Here is an 18,309-nt window from a genome sequence, read left to right on the forward strand (position 1 = left end):
GGCATGACCGACCAGTCCTTGCATCCGCCAATCGTCAACCTCGCGCTGATGCCGGCGATGGCGCCGCCTGCAGATGTCCGGCCGGGTCCGGTGACCTGGATCAAAAGGAACCTGTTCTCAACGCCCTTCTCGGCTGCGCTGACAATATGTTTTGTGCTCCTTGCGGTGTGGCTGCTGCATCAGTTTCTGAGCTTCGCCATCCTCAAAGCGGTCTGGAGCGGCGGCCGGGAGGCCTGCAGTGCAAACCCCGAAGGCGCCTGCTGGCCCTTCATCGCAGAGAAATTCGATTATCTGCGATACGGCGCGTACCCCATTTCCGAGCGGTGGCGCGTGGATCTCACGCAGGCGATCGGGACCATCCTGATCGTTTGGCTCCTGTGGACGAAGGCTCCGCGGCGCAAGCTGGCGGCAATGCTGTTCTTCGTTTTCTACCCCATTGCCGCCTTCGTTCTCTTGCGTGGCGTCGCTCTGCTCCATTTGCCCGTGATTGATACCACGCTCTGGGGCGGTCTCTTGATCACGCTGCTCATGTCGATCGTGGGCATCGTTTTCTCGCTTCCGCTCGGGGTCATTCTGGCGCTCGGACGCAGGTCGGACCTTCCGATGGTCAAGGCGGTTTGCGTCACGTTCATCGAGGTCGTTCGGGGAGTCCCGTTTATCACGGTGTTGTTCATGGCGAATTTCATGATGCCGCTTTTCGTGCCGGACTACCTTACGCCGGATCGCCTCCTGCGCCCCCTCATCGCCATAGCCTTGTTCTCCTCCGCCTATATGGCTGAAGTTGTGCGGGCCGGCCTTCAGGCGATCCCGAAAGGTCAATACGAAGCGGCGAAGGCGCTCGGCATCAGCTACTTCGACATGATGCGCTTGATAGTGCTGCCGCAGGCGTTGACGATCGTCATCCCGAGCATCGTCTCCACATTCATCGGCCTGTTCAAAGACACCACGCTGGTAGCCATCGTCGGCATCGCAGACTTCCTGAAGGCCATCGAAACGGCGCGGGTCGATCCGAGTTGGGCAGGCCCTACGATCTCCTCAACCGGGTACCTTTTTGCGGGGCTTGTCTATTGGGGCTTCTGCTTCGGCATGTCCCGCTACTCGCAATCGATGGAGCGCCAGCTGGTGCGCGGCCACAAATCCTAAGGAAGCGACGACGATGCCTCAAGCAGTGTGCACTCCGAGAAGGGAAGCGCCCGGCGAGTCCGCCGTCGCCGTCGAGCTGCGCGACGTCAATAAATGGTTCGGCTCCTTTCATGCGCTCAAGAACATCAACCTCTCGGTGCCTCGCGGTCAGCGTGTCGTGATCTGTGGGCCGTCCGGGTCGGGCAAATCGACGATGATCCGATGCATCAACCATCTCGAAGACCATCAATCAGGCGAGATCATCGTCAACGGCAAGCCGGTGGCGCAGGATCTCCGCAAGATCGACGAAGTCCGCAGCAACGTGGGTATGGTGTTCCAGCACTTCAATCTGTTTCCCCATCTGACGGTGCTCGAGAATTGCATGCTCGCCCCGGTGTGGGTGAGAAAGATGCCGCGGATGGCGGCAGAAGAATTGGCGCGCCATTATCTCGATCGCGTCAGGATCGCGGAGAAGGCAGCCAGCTATCCGGGACAGTTGTCGGGTGGCCAGCAGCAACGCGCTGCCATTGCCCGAGCTCTCTGCATGAACCCAAAAATCATGCTCTTCGACGAGCCGACCTCCGCCCTCGATCCGGAGATGGTGAAGGAGGTCCTCGATACGATGGTGTCGCTCGCCGGCGAGGGTATGACGATGCTTTGCGTCACGCACGAGATGGGTTTCGCACGCGAGGTGGCCGATCGAGTGGTGTTCATGGACCGCGGGGAGATCGTTGAGGCGAACACACCTCACGAATTCTTCGCCAATTCCCGATCGGAGCGAGCACGCCAGTTCCTGGCGCAGATACTCACCTAAGGACGCCGCAGGCAAGGCGGCAAAAGCGGCAAGGATTTTTGTGGGCATTAAAAATGACATGTGCGGACACGTCTAATCCATCGATCGCGGCTGCAAGCCTTGCGGGAGTAGATTTCGACCAAATCCACGACCGCCAGCAGTTCGGATCGGTCAAGTGGGCTAATCAGTGGGATGAGTTCTCGCCGCGGGTCGAGGGCCAAGGCCTGCTCTCGCTTTGGACGGCGGATATGGATTTCCGTGCTCCGGAAACTGTCGTCACGCGGCTACGCGAAGCGGCAGACCATGGCATTTACGGCTACACCCGCCGCGATCCGCGCCACTACGAAATCGTGCAATCGTGGTTCGCACGACGCCACAACTGGTCGCCGGACCTGGAATCGCTGCTTCCCGCGCCGGCGATTATGCCGTCGGTGGCGACGGTGTTGCGAACCTTCACGAAGCCGGGCGACGGCGTCATTGTACAGGCGCCTGTGTATTCGCCCTATTTCGAAGTGGTTCAGGGGAACGGACGGCTTCTGCTTACGAACCGGCTGAAGCTGAAGGACAATAAATACGAACTCGATCTCGACCACTTCGAGACACTGGCGGCAAGCGGCGCCAAGGTGTTCCTGCTTTGCAATCCGCACAATCCTGCGGGAAAGGCCTGGCGGCTCGATGAACTGACGGCGCTGAACGCAATTTGCGAGCGCTATGGGGTTTTGGTCATTTCCGACGACATCCACTGCGACATAAGATTGTCCGATCGGCCTCACATCGTCTTCTCCTCCATCTCGGAGGATGCTGCAGAGAAGTCGTTCATCTGCACGGCGCCGACGAAAACCTTCAACCTAGCCGGGATTCCCTCGGCGACCATTTCGGTGGCGAGCAAGAAGCGTCGCGACAAGCTTCTTGCCGCGATGCAGGCCTCATTCATGGTGAACGCAAACTTTTTCGGTCGCCTCGCCTTGGAGGTGGCTTACAGTACCGGTGCGCCATGGCTCGACCAACTGACGCGCTACATCGGCGGCAACATGGACCTGGTCTGCGAATTCGCCCGCGAACATCTTTCAGGCATAACGCCGATGAGGCCCGACGCATCGTTTCTAGTTTGGTTGGATGCGCGCACACTCGATGGCCGGGTGGAAGGAGTTCAGAAGTTCTTTGTCAATCGCGCCGGGGTCAATCTGTACGATGGCCGCGTATATGGGCCAGGCGGCGAAGGGTTCATCCGCCTCAATGTCGGCTGTCCGCGTCCTCTATTGCGGCGAGCGCTGGAGCGCATGGCAAACGCGCTGCACTCGTCATGACAAGAGGCTTAACCCCGAGTCGGCCATAGCTCACGTGCTGTTGGAAGTCCTGGGTCGCTCCCCTCCAGATCATGTCGAGTTATTGTCATTTGGCGATGTCGCCCCGCCAAAAGCGGACAATCTGGAAACGGCCCCAAGGCGGTCGCTGAACGGTTCTACAATGAGGGATCGACTGGGGTTCCATTTCGAACTTTTTGTCTGTCCGCTCCAACCGATTTGCGCGCGCTTGTGGAGAGAAGTTGAGAGCATCCTTCTTGCGACAGCTTTGGCTGATGTATTCACTCTCGGCCAACGATAGCGAATCCCGTTCAGCGGCTAGCTGTCTTCCTACCACGCCGCGCCAAAAGGTTGGCCACCACCAAAAGCACGATCGACAGAGCCATCATCAGCGTCGCCGCGGCCGTGATCGCGGGGCTGAGCTTTTCGCGCAAGCCTATGAACATTTCAAGCGGCATAGTGCGTTGGCTGGCGCTGGCCAGGAACTGCACGACGACGACCTCGTCAAAGGAGGTGACGAAGGCGAAGGCCGCGCCCGAGAGCACGCCGGGCAGGATCAGCGGCAGCATCACCCGGAAGAACGCCGTCACCGGCCTTGCGCCCGAGATGGCGGCGGCGCGCATCAGGTTGCGGTCGAAACCGGTCAGGCTCGCGCCAACCGTCACCACCACGAATGGGCTGGCGAGAGCGGTGTGTGCCAGGATGATGCCGGCATAGGTGCTGGCCAGCCCGACGCGGGCATAGAACAGATACGAGCCGACGGCGGTGATCACCACCGGCACGATCAGCGGCGATAAGAGCAGCGGCATGATAATGCGCCGCCCCGGGAATTTCTCGTCGGAAAGCGCGATCGCCGTCAGTGTGCCGAGCGTCGTTGCGATCAGCGTCGTGCCGAAAGCGACGATCAGGCTGTTGCCGATCGCCGACTGCCAGCGCTGCGTGCCGACCACCACCTCGTACCAGCGCGTCGATAGGCCTTCGAGCGGGAAGATGAAGAAGGCACCGCTGTTGAAGGAGAGCGGCACCGGAATGAGGATCGGCACCAGCAGGAACAGGATCACCAGCCCGCACCACAGCCAGAGCAGGGCAATGCGGATGCGTTCGCCGGTGGTGGGGTAGGGGGACAACAGCATGGCTACATCAGCTTCAAACGGTCGAGGCCGAGGATGCGGGCAAAGATGCCGAACAGCGCCAGCGTGAAGACGAGCAGGATGAAGGAGAGCGCCGCTGCCATCTCCCAGTTCAATTCGACATTGACGTAGTTGGCGATGAAATTGCTGATCAGCTGGTCGCTGGCGCCGCCGATCAGCGCAGGGGTGATGTAGTAGCCGAGGCACAGGATGAAGGTGAGCAGGCAGCCGGCCATCACGCCCGGAAACACCTGCGGAATGTAGACACGGCGGAAGGCGGTGAACGGCCTGGCGCCCAGCGAATAGGCAGCCTTCAACTGCGAGGGGGGAATGGTGCGCATGACGCTGTAGATCGGCAGCAGCGTGAACGGCAGCTGGATGTGCGTCATGGCGACGATCAGCCCGACGCGGCTGTACATGAGGTCGAGCCGGTCGCTGGCGATGCCGATAAAGAGCAGGAAGTCGTTGACCAGGCCGAACTTCTGCAACAGCACCGTCCAGGCGGCGGTGCGCACCAGGATCGATGTCCAGAACGGCAGCAGCACGGCGACGATGAGGATGGCGGCCAGCCCCTTCGGCACGTTTGCGATCACATAGGCGAGCGGAAAACCGAGGATCAGCGTTGCCAACGTCACCGACGCGGCGACGAAGAAGGTGCGCAGGAACACCTGCACGAAGATCGCCTGCTCAGGCGGTACTCGTTCGATGCCGCCATCGGCATTCCAGCGCAGGTCGAGCGCGCTGAGCAGATAGAACGAGGTGAGGGTGCTCGTGCCGCTCTGGATCGTCGGCCAGGTTGTGGGCGCCGACCAGAACGGCACCGATTTCATGGCCTCGAGCGCGGCCTGGCCGTCGGCGCTTTCGAGCTTGCGCACCGTCTTCAGCACCTGGCTGCGGGCACCAGGCAGTCGCGCATTCAGGCTCTTGGCCAGTTCATAGGCCGTGCCCTTGGCCCGGTTGTCCTTGAGGTCCGCCGCCAGCGCCGCGAAGGCATCGTCGCCGGGAAGGCCCTGGCCGTTCCAGCCGGCTAGGGCCGCGGTCGTCTTGGGCAAAGCCTCTGCGATAGTGGGGTCGTAGACGGCGCGCGACAGCAAAAGGACGATCGGGATGCCGAAGCTCAGTGCCAGAAGCACGAGCAGCGGCGCTGCCAGCAGCAGCGAGCGCATCCGGTCGCCGAATTCGGCGCGCCGGAGCGCCGCCGTCACGGATTTGAGGTCCGTATCGGCGGCTGACCGGTCGCGGGCCAGCGTCGGCCGATCGAGTTCGCTGGGCTGGAGCGCCGACATCTCAGCGCCTACTGGGCGAGCCAGGCGTTGAAGCGCTTGACGAGGTCCTCGCCATAGTCGCCCCAGAACTCGGTGTCGGCGACCAGATAGGCGCCGGCGAGATGGTCGGGAGCGTTGGGCAGCTTCGGCAAGGCATCCGCCGCCACGAAGGACGCCGCATCCGTGCGCACCGGCCCGTAGGTGATGAAGCTGGCGAGCTTGGCGTTGTTCTCCGGCTGGCTGATATAAGCGAGGTATTTGTAGGCGAGCTCCGGATTCCTGGCGCCCTTCGGGATGGCAATCATGTCGTATTCGAGGATCTGGTTATTCCAGACAATCTTGAACGGCTTCTTGTCGCTGTCGATGGCGTTCTGGATGCGGCCGTTCCAGGCGGTGGTCATCACCACTTCCTGCGAGGCGAGAAGCTGCGCCGGCTGCGCGCCGGCATCCCACCAGACGATGTCCTTCTTGATCGTGTCCAGCTTCTTGAAGGCGCGGTCGACGCCCTCCGGCGTTGCCAGCACCTTGTAGACGTCGGCCGGCGCCACGCCATCGGCCATCAGCGCCCATTCGAGGTTCTGCGCCGGGAACTTGCGCATGGCGCGCTTGCCGGGAAATTTCGTCGTGTCGAACAAGTCGAGCACCGAGGTCGGCGCTTCCTTCAGCACGGTCGGATCATATGCGAGGATGTCGCCGTAGGCGTCGAGACCGACACCGCAATCAAGCGCCGAGCCCTCGATGAATTTGTCGCGCGGCCCGATCTTGGCGTAGTCGAGCCGCTCGAGGATGCCGGCATCGCAGCCCTGCAGCACGGTCGCGGTTTCCACCGTCACCAGGTCGATCGGCACGTTGCCGGTTTCCACCATCGCTTTGACCTTGCCGAGATCGCCGAGATATTCCTGCTCCAGGATCTTGGCGCCGGTTTCCTTGGCGAACGGCTCGAACCAGGCCTTGCGTTGCGCGTCCTGCCAGGCGCCGCCGCTCGCCATGATCGACAGCTCGTCGGCGAAGGCGGCGCCGGCGATGGTCATGCAGGCGGTGGCGGCCGCCAGCGCGAGTAAGCGTGTTCTGATCTGTGTCATGTCGTTTTCCCCTGTTTTGGAAGTGCGCCGCCCGTTCCGGGATCGGCCGGAAAGGCGCGGCAATCGTTGGGCGCGCAGGAGACGGTCACGGTCTCGCCGTTTGCCATCGTTGCTTCGGGGCCGACCTTGACGGTCAGCACCTGGTCATTGGCGAGCCTGGCCAGGAGGCGCATATGGTCGCCGAGATAGATGCGCCCATCGACCGTGGCCGGCAGCGCGTTGGCGCCGGGGGCTGCCGGCGCCAGGCTGAGCCGCTCCGGTCGGATGGCGACGTGGCAGGCGCTGTCTTGCGTCGCGCCGACCGCCAGCGCCGTGATCTCGCCGCCGCCGTTCAGCCGAACGCGGCACTCCTTGCCCGAGACCCGGTCGACCACGCCTTCGAGCGTGTTGTTCTCGCCGATGAAGCTCGCCACGAACGAGCTTTGCGGGGTGTTGTAGAGGTCGTCCGGCGAGCCGAGCTGGGCGATGCCGCCATTGTTGAAGACAGCGACGCGGTCCGACATCGTCAGCGCCTCGCTCTGGTCGTGCGTGACATAGACGATGGTGACGCCGAGCATCGTGTGGATCTGCTTGATCTCGAGCTGCATGTGCTCGCGCAGCTTCTTGTCGAGCGCGCCGAGCGGCTCGTCCATCAGCACCAGGCTCGGCTCGAACACAAGCGCACGGGCCAGCGCTACGCGCTGCTGCTGGCCGCCGGAAAGCTGCGTCGGCCGGCGGTCGCCGAACTGCTTCAGCCGCACCATGTCGAGCACCCGGGCCACGCGGGTTGCGATGTCGGCCTTGCTCACCTGGCGCACCGAAAGCGGGAAACCGACATTCTCTTCGACCGTCATGTGCGGGAACAGCGCGTAGTTCTGGAACACCATGCCGATGTTGCGCTGATAGGGCGGCAGGCGGTCGACCGGCTGGCCCTGCAGCGTGATCGTGCCATGCGTAGGCCGCTCGAAGCCGGCGAGCATGTTGAGCGTCGTCGTCTTGCCGGAGCCGGAGGGGCCGAGCAGGGTGAGGAATTCGCCGCGCGCCACGGTGAGGTTCATCCGGGTCACCGCGAAGGTTCGCCCGTCATAGGACTTCTCGACGTCGGCGAATTCGACGAACCCCTGGGCGCCGGCACCGGCTTGGGCTGCGCGAGCAATCGTGGTTGAGGCGGCCGGCAACACGGCCTGGCTGGCGCTCATCGCCCGAAGTCCTGGGTACGGCGGATCGATTCGAGATGCGGCTTGCGACCCATGCCTCGTCCTCCCGGGAATCGGCTTGCCGCTTGGCGCGCCGCCCAACTTGTATGGTCACACAATTGATCTGTAATTGACCATAGATGCAGACAACTTTGTCAGTCAAGCCGATTTTTTAACGATTGTGTGATAATTTGGATAGGCATCTTGCAGTTGTACGCCAGACAAGCTCTATTGTATGGAGAATTGCCTTATGCTAGATGCGCAAAGTGAGACGTCAGCCGTAGTCGAATTCCCCATGCTTCAAGATCTTCGCCTCGCCGAGGACGAAAGTCCGGTCTATCGCCGCCTTGCCGATGCGATCGCCGAGCGCATCGCCGCCGGCACGCTGGCGGTTGGGGACCGGCTGCCGCCGCAGCGCGAGATCGCTCGTGCGCTCGGCATCAACGTCACTACCGTGACGCGCGCGCTGTCGACGCTGCAGGAGCAGGGCCTGCTCGAAGCGCGGCCCGGACGCGGCACCACGGTCGCCGCCCGCGACGCTGGCGAAAAGCCGGGCTTCGTCTCGGCGCCGAGCGACCAGAGCGGCATCATCGACCTTTCCGTCAATCGGCCGGCCACCTCAGCCTATCTCGATGCGGTCGCGGCGCTGCTGCCGCGTCTCTCCAAGGATCGGCACTATGCCGCGCTGCAGGATTATCACCCGCCGGAAGGGCCGCTCTGGGCGCGCGCGGCGGTTGCCGACTGGTTCAAATCCGTCGCCGGTGACGGCGACCCCGGCCGCGTCGTGCTGGCCGCCGGCGCCCAACACGGCCTGGACTGCGTACTCGGTGCCGTAACCAGGCAGGGCGAGGTGATTCTCGCTGACGAGGTGACCTATCAGGGCATCAACGCGTTGTGCCGCGTCCACGGGCTCGACCTCCGAGGCGTTGCCATGGATCGCGGCGGCATGCGGCCGGACGCTTTCGAGGCTGCTTGCGCGCAGTTGCGTCCCCGCGCGGTCTTCCTGGTGCCGACGCTGCACAATCCGACGACGATCACCCTGAGCGCGGAGCGCCGGCACGAGCTTGCCGCGGTCGCCCGCCGCCACAATGTGCTCATCATCGAGGACGACGTGTACCGGCCGCTGGCCGACGATCCGCCGCCTTCCTTCGCCAGTCTCGAGCCCGAACTAACGATCCATCTCGGCGCGCTGTCGAAATGCCTGGCGCCGGGGCTGCGCCTTGGCTTCGTCATCGCCCCGCGCCCCATTGCCGGCCAGGTGGCGGCAGCGCTGCGCATCAACTGCTGGAGCATCAGCCCGCTGACGGCGCTGATCGGCGCCAGGCTGATCGAGGACGGGGTGGCGCGCATCATCGAGGTGCAAAAGCAGGAATTGCGGCAGCGTCAGGCGATATTGAGCGACATCCTCGGCCGTTTCGACATCCAGAGCCACCCGACCTCGACGCATGCCTGGCTGCGCCTGCCCGAACCCTGGCGCGGCGCCGGCTTTGCCCGCACCTGCCTAGAGCGCGGCGTCGCCGTGCTGCCGGGCGATGCCTTCGCGGTCGGACGCGAGCCGGTGCAGCATGGCGTGCGCATCAATGTCGGCGCGGCGCGCTCGCAGGACGATCTGCGCTCCGCCCTTACCACCATGGCGGAGCTGCTCGCGGCCGGCCATCTGCAACTGCCCGGCTTCGTCTAGACCATGATCTCCGAGACTGTGGCGGCACCGAAAACCGTCGAGATCGCCGTTGTCGGTGCCGGCGTCGTCGGCCTGGCGACGGCCTTGCGGCTCGCCGGCGAGGGCCGCGAGGTCCTGCTCATCGATCCCAACGAGCCGGGCTCCGGCGCTTCGTTCGGCAATGCCGGAACGATCGCCGAATATGCCTGCATGCCGGTCGGCAATCCGGGCGTGCTGCGCGCGCTGCCGCAGCTGCTTCTCGATCCCGACAGCCCGTTTTCGCTGCGCTGGGCAGCGCTTTTCCAGCTCGCGCCCTGGCTCACCCGCTTCGTCCGCCAGTCGCTCCCTGCGGCCACTCGCGCCAACGCCCTGGCGCTGGCCGGCCTGCTGGCCGAAGCCTTGCCGGCTTGGGGAGAGATGGTCCAGGAAGCCGGCCTCCAGGATCTGATGCGCCGCAATGGCTGCCTCTATGTCTATCGCAGCGAACGCGATTTCGCCGCTTCGGCCGGGGGGCGCGCCATGCGCGCCGGACTTGGCGTCCATCAGGAAGTTCTGACTGCCGCAGAGGTCGCCGCGCTGGAGCCGGCCCTGGCGGGCGCTGCGAAATACGGCCTCTTTTTCCCGGACTCCATCAACGTCAGCGATCCCAAGGGGGTGATGCAGCGACTGCTGGCTGCCGCGGCGGCACGCGGCGTGCAGTTGCTGCGCGCGAGCGTGACGGGCCTCGCGGTTGATCCCGGAGGGGTGCGGCTGACCGGCCCGGGGCTCCGCATCGCGGTGCGAAAAGTCGTGCTTGCGGCGGGCGCGCGGTCGCGGCCGCTCGCGGCGCAGGCCGGTGATCGGATCCCGCTGGAGACCGAGCGGGGCTATCATCTCGAATTCCCGGCCGCCGCGCCGCTGCTCAACCGGCCCGTCTGCCCGGTCGACCTCGGCTTCTACATGACGCCGATGGACGGCCGGCTGCGTGTCGCCGGCACCGTCGAGCTCGGCGGGTTGGCGGCGCCGCCCAATCCGCGCCGGCTGGCGCTGCTCGACCGCGGCGTGCGGCAGTTCTTTCCGCAACTCGGCCGGCCCACTTCCGAATGGCTTGGCTTTAGGCCATCGCTGCCCGATTCGCGCCCGGTCATCGGCCCATCGCACCGCAGCTCCGCCGTCATCCACGCCTTCGGCCATGGCCACCTCGGCTTGACGTTGGCGCCGATCACGGCGCGGCTGGTCGCCGATGTGATCGCTGGGCGGGGAGATGCGGCACGCTTAGCAGCATTTGCTTCGGATCGGTTTTGATCGCCTCTTGTGGCAAGTTGAGCAACAGTTCGACAATCGGGAATCGACTGGGGTTCTTGGAAGCTTTTCGAACTTTCTGGGTCGCGCCTCAACCCGAATTGCGGGTGCTTATGGACAAAGTGGGACAGTAGATTCGGTTTTAGGGTAATTTGGGAGGCATCGAGTGGGAACGGCAGGTTTGCGCCCAATGCCAGTCGTTGAGCAGATCCTGGCCGCATCCCGATAGCGGACGTCCGAACTGATACGGCACGTTTGTTTCAGTTCCCGACATTGCCAACCAGCTTGGCAAGTGGCCTGTAAGCGACATCTTCCGCAGTCGATCTGATTGCACAGACGTCATGGTCGGGCGCATTCGACGACCGAGCTTACCTTTCAACTCTTAATCCGTTCAGCATGTGCTAACATTGCAGCTGAGCGCGGCCGTGCACACAGAGTACGGCCGTCGCAGGTTGGGGACTGCAAGGGTGAGCACATGATCCGCAAGGCGCTTCTTTGGTCGGCTGCATCGTTGCTCGTCGGGGTCATGACCCCGTCCGCGCATGCTGCCGAAAAGGTCGTTAACCTTTACGACTGGTCGGACTACTTGGATCCCTCGGTCATCGACGATTTCACCAAGGACACCGGCATAAAGGTCGTGTACGACGTCTTTGACTCCAACGAGATCCTCGAGACCAAGCTGCTTACTGGAGGCTCCGGCTACGACGTCGTCGTGCCGAGCGCCAGTTTCCTGGCCCGCCAGGTCGAGGCCGGCGTCTTTCAGAAGCTGGACAGGTCGAAATTGCCCAACATCGCCAATATGTGGCACGTCATCGAGCAGCGCACGGCCAAGTACGACCCGGACAACCAATATTCGGTGAACTACATGTGGGGCACGGTGGGCTTGGGCTACAACACTTCGAAGATCAAAGCCGCGCTTGGTGTCGACAGGCTCGATAGTTGGGACTTCTTCTTCGATCCCGAGAAGCTGAAGAAGCTTGCCAAATGCGGCGTCTACGTGGTCGATTCGCCTACCGAAATCCTGCCCATAACGATGAACTATCTTGGGCTGAACCCCGAGAGCACCTCGCCGGAAGACTTCGACAAGGCCGAAGAGGCGTTCATGCGTATCCGGCCCGACATCCGCAAAATCGAGTCATCCCAGTACTTAACGCTCTGGCGGACGGCGACATCTGCCTAGCCATCGGCTGGTCAGGCGACGTCCTGAAGGCCCGCGACCGTGCCGCTCAAGCCGGTAACGGCGTTACAATCGACTACTCGATCCCCCGGGAAGGCACGGTGATGTGGTTCGATCAACTGGCAATCCCCGCAGATGCACCGCACGTGGACGAAGCGGATGCCTTCATCAACTACCTCATGAAGCCTGAAGTCGCCGCCAAGAACACAAACTATGTATTCTTTGCCAATGGCAACAAGGCTTCGCAAAAATTCATTCAAAAAAGCATTCTCGGCGACCAGTCGATCTATCCGGACGATGCCACGCTAAAGAAGCTTTTCACCGTCTTTCCGTACGACCCGAAGACGCAGCGCGTGGCGACGCGCACCTGGACCAAAATCGTCACGGGTCAGTAATTGGCGGCAGTTGCGCCTCCCACGGACTGCCTGATTCTTCATCAGTCATCCGTCAATCTGCAATGCCTGCTTTCCTCAGGCCGTCTAGCCAGTGCTCCAAGTCCTCCTGGCGCCGGTATGGAGAGCCGCGTTTATAGTCACCTAGAGTGAAACCAGGCTTGCGCTCGAGGCACTTACCCCAGGCCCGTATTGCCTCGTCGATGCGCCCGAGCTGTCCCAAACACGCAGCCAGATTGGCGAACCCGCGATCATAGTTGTTGTTGTCCCAACGGCGGAAGGAATCCAGCGAAGCCTCATATTCCCCGAGCAGATAGTAGGCGAATGCAAGTAGTTCGTGGACATCGCGGTGTTCGAGCGGACTCAGCCGTCTGAGCCGCTCGCCGATCTCGCGGGCCTTCGTGAGTTGACCACCCCAAAGGCAGATGTACCCGACCCAGACGAGTACGTTCGGGTTTGTCGGGCCCGTCGCGAGCGCGCGCTGCCAATGAGTCTCGGCGGCCTCGAACTCCCCCTTCCATCCATGCAGAGCGGCGACGATCGCCTCTGCCAGTCCGCTGGCGTCGCCGAGTTCGATAGCCCGCAAGGCCGACTGCATGGCCAACTCCTTCATATCTTCGTCATCTCTGAAAACCGAGAGGGTCGCGTAGGCGTCCGCGAGCCATGCGTGCGTTCGCGACGAATTAGGCTCACGGCCAAGAGCCAGCTTTAAGAACTCGACACCTGCGACGGTGTCCTTCTCGGTGAATCGGTGCATGGCATCGACGCCGCGCAAGAACGCGTCATATGCGCTCAGGCTCGTTTGAGTTTGCCTGGTCCGAACGATCTCAGCAGTGCCTACCTTACCGACCAGTGCCCAGGCGATCCTCTCTGTCACATCGTCTTGAACGGCGAAAAGGTCTTCGAGGTCTCGATCGTAGCGCTCGGCCCAGACGTGATTGCCGGTAGCCGATTCTATTAACTGCGCAGTGATCCTGACGCGTGCAGCCGCCTTCCTGACGCTTCCCTCGACGACGTAGCGAACACCGAGCTTCCTTCCGACCTCGGTGATGTTTACGGATCGACCCTTGAAGGCGAACGAGGAATTGCGCGCGATCACGAAGAGATTCTGACTGCGACTGAGTTCTGTGATGAGATCCTCGGCTATGCCATCCGAGAAATAGTCCTGCTTGGGGTCTACCGACATGTTTGTGAAGGGAAGCACCGCCACTGATGGCTTGAAGGGTAGCGGTAAATCCTCCGCTGAGGCAATTAGCGCCAAAGGTTCTCGATTGTCCCGCTCTTCCGTTTGAACCCGGTAGGCGCGGACAAGCCCAGCAATGTTCTTCATCGTATGCTCGCCCAAATCGACGAGCGTATAGGGAATCTTTCCCTTCACTTGATCGTAGACGCTGCGTCCAATGACGACCCCTCCGGGCTCACTGACCTTTTCCAACCGAGCAGCGACGTTTACGCAGTCACCGTAGATTGTCGTCTCATCCAAGATGACCTCACCGGCGTTGATACCCATTCTGAAGGCCATGCGCCGGTCTTCAGGAAGATCGGTATTGTGTGCCGTTATGCGTTCTTGCGTCTCGACTGCGAACTGCAACGCGTCGACAGCGCTGGGAAACTCAATCAACAGACTGTCGCCCGCGGTGCCGACCAGTCGACCCCTGAATTGCGCGATCTTTGGATCGATCACTTCGGCGCGCAGTGCCTTGAGATGGAAGAGTGTCCCTGCCTCATCGGCCCCCATCAAACGCGAGTAGCCAGCTACGTCCGCTGCCAAAACCGCCACCAGCTTTCGTTCCGGGCGCGTCACGATGTCTCCTGGACGACAAAGACGTCACGTGGGTTTGAGATGAGCCTATCACCCGCGTCTATGCGCAACTAGCCGCCGGAGAACGTCCGCTGTCGCCGGCTTAAGACCTTGGTTCCACCGGGCTAACGTGCGCTATAGTTCTTTGGACGCCGGAAGCCACCATTCTCCTTCGGCCCCAAACTGTCAGTCGGGAAAGCCCCATGTCGCCCGTTGAGGCCAGCTTTGCCACCGAGGAACGCGCGTCTCGGTGCGCAATGAGCTAAGCTTGCATCAAATCGACGCAAACTGCGTTGGCTCGGAACCGACGTAGATGGGTGCGACCTCAACGGCTCAGAGCGTCCAGCGCCCTTTGTGCCGCGATGAGGTCGACGATTGGATACCTAGTGTCAAATGTGTGGACCACCGCTTGCAGACGCGTCGCGGCCTCATTGACACGAGCTTGTCGTGCCAGAGCTGGTGCTAGTTGCGTTATGGCGCGGAGTTCAAAAAGCCTCGCTTGCTGCCGACGGGCAGTAGCAATTGCGGTTTCGAACAGGTCCGCGGCGCCAGTCAGGTCACCTCTGACCGCGGCGATTTGGCCACGAAGGCGAATACATTCTGCTAGGTAGCTCGCTTCGTCGGTATCGGAAACGAGCTTATCGACATCATCAAGCATCTGCGATGCCTCGTCGATGCGACCGGCCCGCAGGAGATGATCACAAAGTTCGCATGCTTTCTCAGGGGTATGAAATACGACGCCCTGCCCACGCCAAAGAACCACACTCTCCAGGACGTCATCGATGCCGGCATGCAGGTCACCTAGATGCGAGCGGGCATGGCCACGCCACCTGAGGCCACTGCTTCGACGCGCCGTGTAGCCATGCCGTTCGCAAATCTCGACGATCTTCGTGGCGTAATCGAGTAATTCCTCATATTGGCCAAGTAGCGCGCACAATTGGCACTGCACGAGAAGATGCCACGCGAGGTCGAAGGGCTTATCGAGCTGGTCAAAATTTTGCATCAGGCGCTTTTTCTCTTCAACTGCAGCATCAAAGAAACCCAATATCATCAGCGAATCGCTAAAATATGCCTGGGCAGATACACGTTGATCTGCACCGGCGAACGAAATGCAACGACTTGGGTCAAGTCGATCAATCAGATCTAAGGCCTTGCGCAAGGCCTCGGCTGCCAGCGGCTCTTCTCCCCGGTTGGAATGAGCGATCCCTTTTGTTGCCCAAAGACCACTCAGATGGGCCGTCGGAAGGCGATCGGCACCGTTTGCGAGCTGCTCTTCGGCCAGGGTCAGGTAATCGTGATTGCGCCCAGTGGCATAAAAAAATGGCGCGAGTGAAAGCGCAACGTCACATTGCAATTCGACCGATGCAGTGTTCGCGGCGGCAAGACGTGCATCCTCAAGGGTCTTCCCAAGGCGCTCAGAACGATACCCTTCAGCCTGCATCAAGGCATTGGCCATCGCAAGGTGGAGATGCGTCATCCGTTCGGCGCCGCCGGACACATCGCCAAGTCTCGTGCTGCAATCAATAGCGTTGCTAAAGTGCGACACGGCTTCCCGGGTGGCGGCTCTGGCCAGGGCGGCCTCTCCCGCCTTTTGCCAGTGATCGACCGCGCCCGCCCAGTCCCCTGCTTCCTGAAGGTGGTGCGCGAGGAGCTCGGGTTGCGCTTCAGTGATTTCGGTCCACTTTTCCTCCAACACATCTGCGACACGCTTGTGTAGCTCCTGGCGTTTGGCGCGCAGCAGCGTGCCATACGCTGCGTCCTGAACGAGCGCATGCTTAAAGAGATAAGTGGCCGCTGGCCGCGTCCCGCGGCAGAACACCAGACCGGCGCCGACGAGTTGATCCAGTGCGCCATTTAGGTCAGCGGCATTTCGCTGTGCGACCGCTGCCAGCAATTCGTAGGAAAATTCCCGACCGAGAATCCCGCCGACCTGCGCGACCTCCTTAACGGCTGAGCCGAGGCGATCGAGTCGCGCCATCAACGAGGCATGCAGCGTGGCGGGAACGTTCAACGCCGTCGCAGCAGCTCTTGAGAGCACTATCCCGGCTTTGCCGCCCTCCAACACCGCTTTGGTCAGCTCCTCGACGAACAGTGGGACCCCATCCGTGCGCTCGATGATCTCGGCTACAACATCGCTTGGAAGCTCTGCGCTGCCGACGACCCGCTGGACCAGCGCCGCGCCTTCACGACGGTCCAGCCGGCTGAGAGCAAGCAGCGTGACATGTGCCTGCCCGGTCCACGGCGGTTGAAACTCGGGACGGAACGTGAGGAGGAGCAGCACTGGCAGGCGCGGCACCCGCTCGATGACTAGGTCGAGCAGCTCGCGCGAGCTGGGGTCGATCCAGTGCACATCCTCGAAGAGCATCAGCACCGGACCTTTTCGCGCCAGGTCTTCGAGCTGCCGGAGCAGCGCATCGAAGGTTTTCTCCTTCTTACGCTGGGGCGTCAGTTGGAGAGGCGGGAAGCGGCCTTCGGTCGGCAACGACAGCAGCTCGGCCAGCAGCGCCCCGTCCTCCGGCGAGGCCGGGGCAAGCACGGCGCCAAGCTTATCCAGCTTCCTCTCAGGCGAGTCGTCGCGCTCCAACCCGGCGGCACGTTCCAGCTGCGCAATGATCGGATGGAGCGCGCTGTCTTGATGGTGCGGCGAACAGAAATAGCGCAAGCGGGTGTGTGGCTCGTTCTGGATCCGCTCCTGCAAGGTGACGGTGAGGCGCGACTTTCCGATTCCTGGTTCGCCTGAGAGCAGCACCACACGACCTTCACCACCTTTCGCGCGATGCCAGTGACGCTGCAGCAGGTCGACCTCCTCCTCACGCCCGACCAACGGCGTGGGCGTCGTCCCATGCAGCGCCTCGAAGCGGCTTTCGACAGTGCTCTCACGAACGACTTGATAGGGATGGATCGGCTCCGGAAAGCCTTTCACCTCGACGGCGCCAAGATCGCGATATTCGAAAAGATCGCCGACCAGCTGCCGCGTTTGCGGCCCGATCACGACCGCGTCGGGTTCGGCGAGAGTTTGCAGGCGGGCGGCGAGGTTGGGCGTCTCACCCACGACCGCGCGCTCTTGCCCTTCGCCGGCGATGATCAGATCGCCAACGATGACCTGTCCGGTGGCAATGCCGATACGAGCCCGCAATGGTTCTAGCTCTTGGAGTCGCCTAATGGCATCGACGACAGCAAGGCCAGCGCGCACCGCTTGCTCGGCGGCGTTCTCGTGCGCCTGCGGGTAGCCGAAATACACCAAAACTCCGTCGCCCATATACTTGGCGACAAAGCCGCCGAAGTGGGCGACCGTATCGGCAACACAGCGGTGATACGCTCCGATGATCTCACGCAGATCCTCGGGATCCAGGCGCGTCGCCAGCGCCGTTGAGCCGACGAGATCCACGAACATGACGGTCAGCTGTCGGCGCTCCGCGCTTAGCTCCAGGGTGCGGCTCTGAGCCGCGACGTTACCGGTGCTCGCGTCGGGATAGCTTGACGACGGCCCTAGCCCCGCTAGCGCCTTGCGGAATCGCTTGCGATGACCGAGGAGCATACCGAGCTTCTCGAGGTCGGTATCGGTCAGCTCCGGCAGGACTTCCGCGTCGATCGCGTTGTCGCGAAATGCCTGCTCGTATTGTTGGAGGCCGAGGCCTCGCAACCAAGCGGCGACGTCCACACCAGCTCTCCTTCGGGTCCCTCAGCCGCAATATTAACTCAGATGCCAGGGAAATGCTGTAGACTCGGATTTCTGTCGAAGCTGGCGGCCCCCGAAGAATTGGAGGCTTGGAATCCGCCACTCGTGCGCCTCGCAAAAAGCCATTTCAATCCAGCGACGGCTATTTGCAGCCATGCTCGGCGATGGTCGCCTTCCAGTCCGCCGCTATTCCGTCGAGGGTCTCCTTTGCCGAGCCGCCATCCTTGAGCATGTAAGGTCCGAGACGTGCGTTCATCTGGTCGATGAGTTTGGCGTAATAGGGCTCCGCCCAGAAATCTTTCACGACAAACAGGCTCTGGTAGAAAGCGTCATTATAGGGAGTAGCGTTGCGGAATCTTGGCGATTCCAAAATCCGCGCATCGGCAGTATAGCCGCCGAGATCGGCCCATTTCTGCTGCGTGTCATCACGAGCGAGCCATTCAAGGAA

Annotated in this window: 11 protein-coding genes and 2 pseudogenes; 6 read left to right on the forward strand and 7 right to left on the reverse strand. The window is 62.1% G+C overall.

The window, feature by feature from the left end:
* Positions 1 to 3: 3 nt before the first annotated feature.
* The 3 genes from F3H96_RS29195 to F3H96_RS29205 are packed head-to-tail and all read left to right on the forward strand — an operon-like array spanning position 4 to position 3,222.
* A complete protein-coding gene (locus F3H96_RS29195) occupies positions 4 to 1,143 on the forward strand; it encodes an amino acid ABC transporter permease (protein WP_244620206.1) in 1,140 nt (379 codons plus the stop codon).
* Between the two features lie 13 nt (positions 1,144 to 1,156).
* A complete protein-coding gene (locus tag F3H96_RS29200; protein WP_149805104.1) occupies positions 1,157 to 1,936 on the forward strand; it encodes an amino acid ABC transporter ATP-binding protein in 780 nt (259 codons plus the stop codon).
* A gap of 53 nt (positions 1,937 to 1,989) precedes the next feature.
* Positions 1,990 to 3,222 carry a MalY/PatB family protein gene (locus F3H96_RS29205; protein WP_149805105.1) on the forward strand — a complete coding sequence of 411 codons (1,233 nt, stop codon included), beginning with the start codon at positions 1,990 to 1,992 and terminating at the stop codon, positions 3,220 to 3,222.
* Positions 3,223 to 3,530: 308 nt separating this feature from the next.
* Here F3H96_RS29205 and F3H96_RS29210 read toward each other — a convergent pair whose 3' ends face one another.
* From F3H96_RS29210 to F3H96_RS29225, 4 genes are read right to left on the reverse strand one after another with little or no spacing between them, the layout of a single operon-like run.
* Positions 3,531 to 4,352, reverse strand: coding sequence for an ABC transporter permease (locus tag F3H96_RS29210; protein WP_149805106.1), 822 nt, complete (start codon positions 4,350 to 4,352; stop codon positions 3,531 to 3,533).
* A 2-nt stretch (positions 4,353 to 4,354) separates the two neighbouring features.
* On the reverse strand, positions 4,355 to 5,635 hold the full coding sequence (locus F3H96_RS29215; RefSeq protein ID WP_149805107.1) for an ABC transporter permease: 1,281 nt from the start codon (positions 5,633 to 5,635) through the stop codon (positions 4,355 to 4,357).
* An 8-nt stretch (positions 5,636 to 5,643) separates the two neighbouring features.
* A complete protein-coding gene (locus F3H96_RS29220; protein WP_149805108.1) occupies positions 5,644 to 6,696 on the reverse strand; it encodes an ABC transporter substrate-binding protein in 1,053 nt (350 codons plus the stop codon).
* The gene (locus F3H96_RS29225) at positions 6,693 to 7,874 is read right to left on the reverse strand and encodes an ABC transporter ATP-binding protein (RefSeq protein WP_149805109.1); all 1,182 of its coding nucleotides are present in this window, start codon (positions 7,872 to 7,874) and stop codon (positions 6,693 to 6,695) included. The genes F3H96_RS29220 and F3H96_RS29225 overlap by 4 nt, the downstream gene beginning before the upstream one ends.
* Before the next feature lie 292 nt (positions 7,875 to 8,166).
* Here F3H96_RS29225 and F3H96_RS29230 point away from each other — a divergent pair, with 292 nt between their 5' ends.
* The 3 genes and pseudogenes from F3H96_RS29230 to F3H96_RS29240 all read left to right on the forward strand — a co-directional run bounded on the left by F3H96_RS29230 (position 8,167) and on the right by F3H96_RS29240 (position 12,384).
* Complete coding sequence (locus tag F3H96_RS29230) at positions 8,167 to 9,552, forward strand: PLP-dependent aminotransferase family protein (protein ID WP_149805110.1); 1,386 nt, start codon at positions 8,167 to 8,169, stop codon at positions 9,550 to 9,552.
* Positions 9,553 to 9,555: 3 nt separating this feature from the next.
* Entirely contained in the window at positions 9,556 to 10,815 is a 1,260-nt protein-coding gene (locus F3H96_RS29235; protein ID WP_244620207.1) for an FAD-dependent oxidoreductase, read from the forward strand.
* 472 nt (positions 10,816 to 11,287) lie between these two features.
* Positions 11,288 to 12,384 (forward strand): annotated as a pseudogene (locus F3H96_RS29240) (polyamine ABC transporter substrate-binding protein).
* Between the two features lie 52 nt (positions 12,385 to 12,436).
* Here the strand turns inward: F3H96_RS29240 and F3H96_RS29245 are convergent.
* The 3 genes and pseudogenes from F3H96_RS29245 to F3H96_RS30795 form a co-directional block, all read right to left on the reverse strand.
* Complete coding sequence (locus F3H96_RS29245; protein ID WP_188131584.1) at positions 12,437 to 14,185, reverse strand: adenylate/guanylate cyclase domain-containing protein; 1,749 nt, start codon at positions 14,183 to 14,185, stop codon at positions 12,437 to 12,439.
* 322 nt (positions 14,186 to 14,507) lie between these two features.
* Positions 14,508 to 17,843, reverse strand: coding sequence for an AAA family ATPase (locus tag F3H96_RS29250; RefSeq protein ID WP_149805112.1), 3,336 nt, complete (start codon positions 17,841 to 17,843; stop codon positions 14,508 to 14,510).
* Between the two features lie 160 nt (positions 17,844 to 18,003).
* Positions 18,004 to 18,309 (reverse strand): annotated as a pseudogene (locus F3H96_RS30795) (carbohydrate ABC transporter substrate-binding protein); the annotation flags it as partial.

This window comes from Mesorhizobium sp. NFR06 (assembly GCF_900115245.1).
Taxonomy (GTDB): domain Bacteria; phylum Pseudomonadota; class Alphaproteobacteria; order Rhizobiales; family Rhizobiaceae; genus Mesorhizobium.

Bases quoted from the DNA above. Each gene is read 5' to 3' on its own strand.
- F3H96_RS29205 (WP_149805105.1), top strand. From the start codon at position 1,990: ATGACATGTGCGGACACGTCTAATCCATCGATCGCGGCTGCAAGCCTT.
- F3H96_RS29195 (WP_244620206.1), top strand. From the start codon at position 4: ATGACCGACCAGTCCTTGCATCCGCCAATCGTCAACCTCGCGCTGATG.
- F3H96_RS29200 (WP_149805104.1), top strand. From the start codon at position 1,157: ATGCCTCAAGCAGTGTGCACTCCGAGAAGGGAAGCGCCCGGCGAGTCC.
- F3H96_RS29220 (WP_149805108.1), bottom strand. From the start codon at position 6,696: ATGACACAGATCAGAACACGCTTACTCGCGCTGGCGGCCGCCACCGCC.
- F3H96_RS29230 (WP_149805110.1), top strand. From the start codon at position 8,167: ATGCTTCAAGATCTTCGCCTCGCCGAGGACGAAAGTCCGGTCTATCGC.
- F3H96_RS29235 (WP_244620207.1), top strand. From the start codon at position 9,556: ATGATCTCCGAGACTGTGGCGGCACCGAAAACCGTCGAGATCGCCGTT.
- F3H96_RS29225 (WP_149805109.1), bottom strand. From the start codon at position 7,874: ATGAGCGCCAGCCAGGCCGTGTTGCCGGCCGCCTCAACCACGATTGCT.
- F3H96_RS29210 (WP_149805106.1), bottom strand. From the start codon at position 4,352: ATGCTGTTGTCCCCCTACCCCACCACCGGCGAACGCATCCGCATTGCC.
- F3H96_RS29215 (WP_149805107.1), bottom strand. From the start codon at position 5,635: ATGTCGGCGCTCCAGCCCAGCGAACTCGATCGGCCGACGCTGGCCCGC.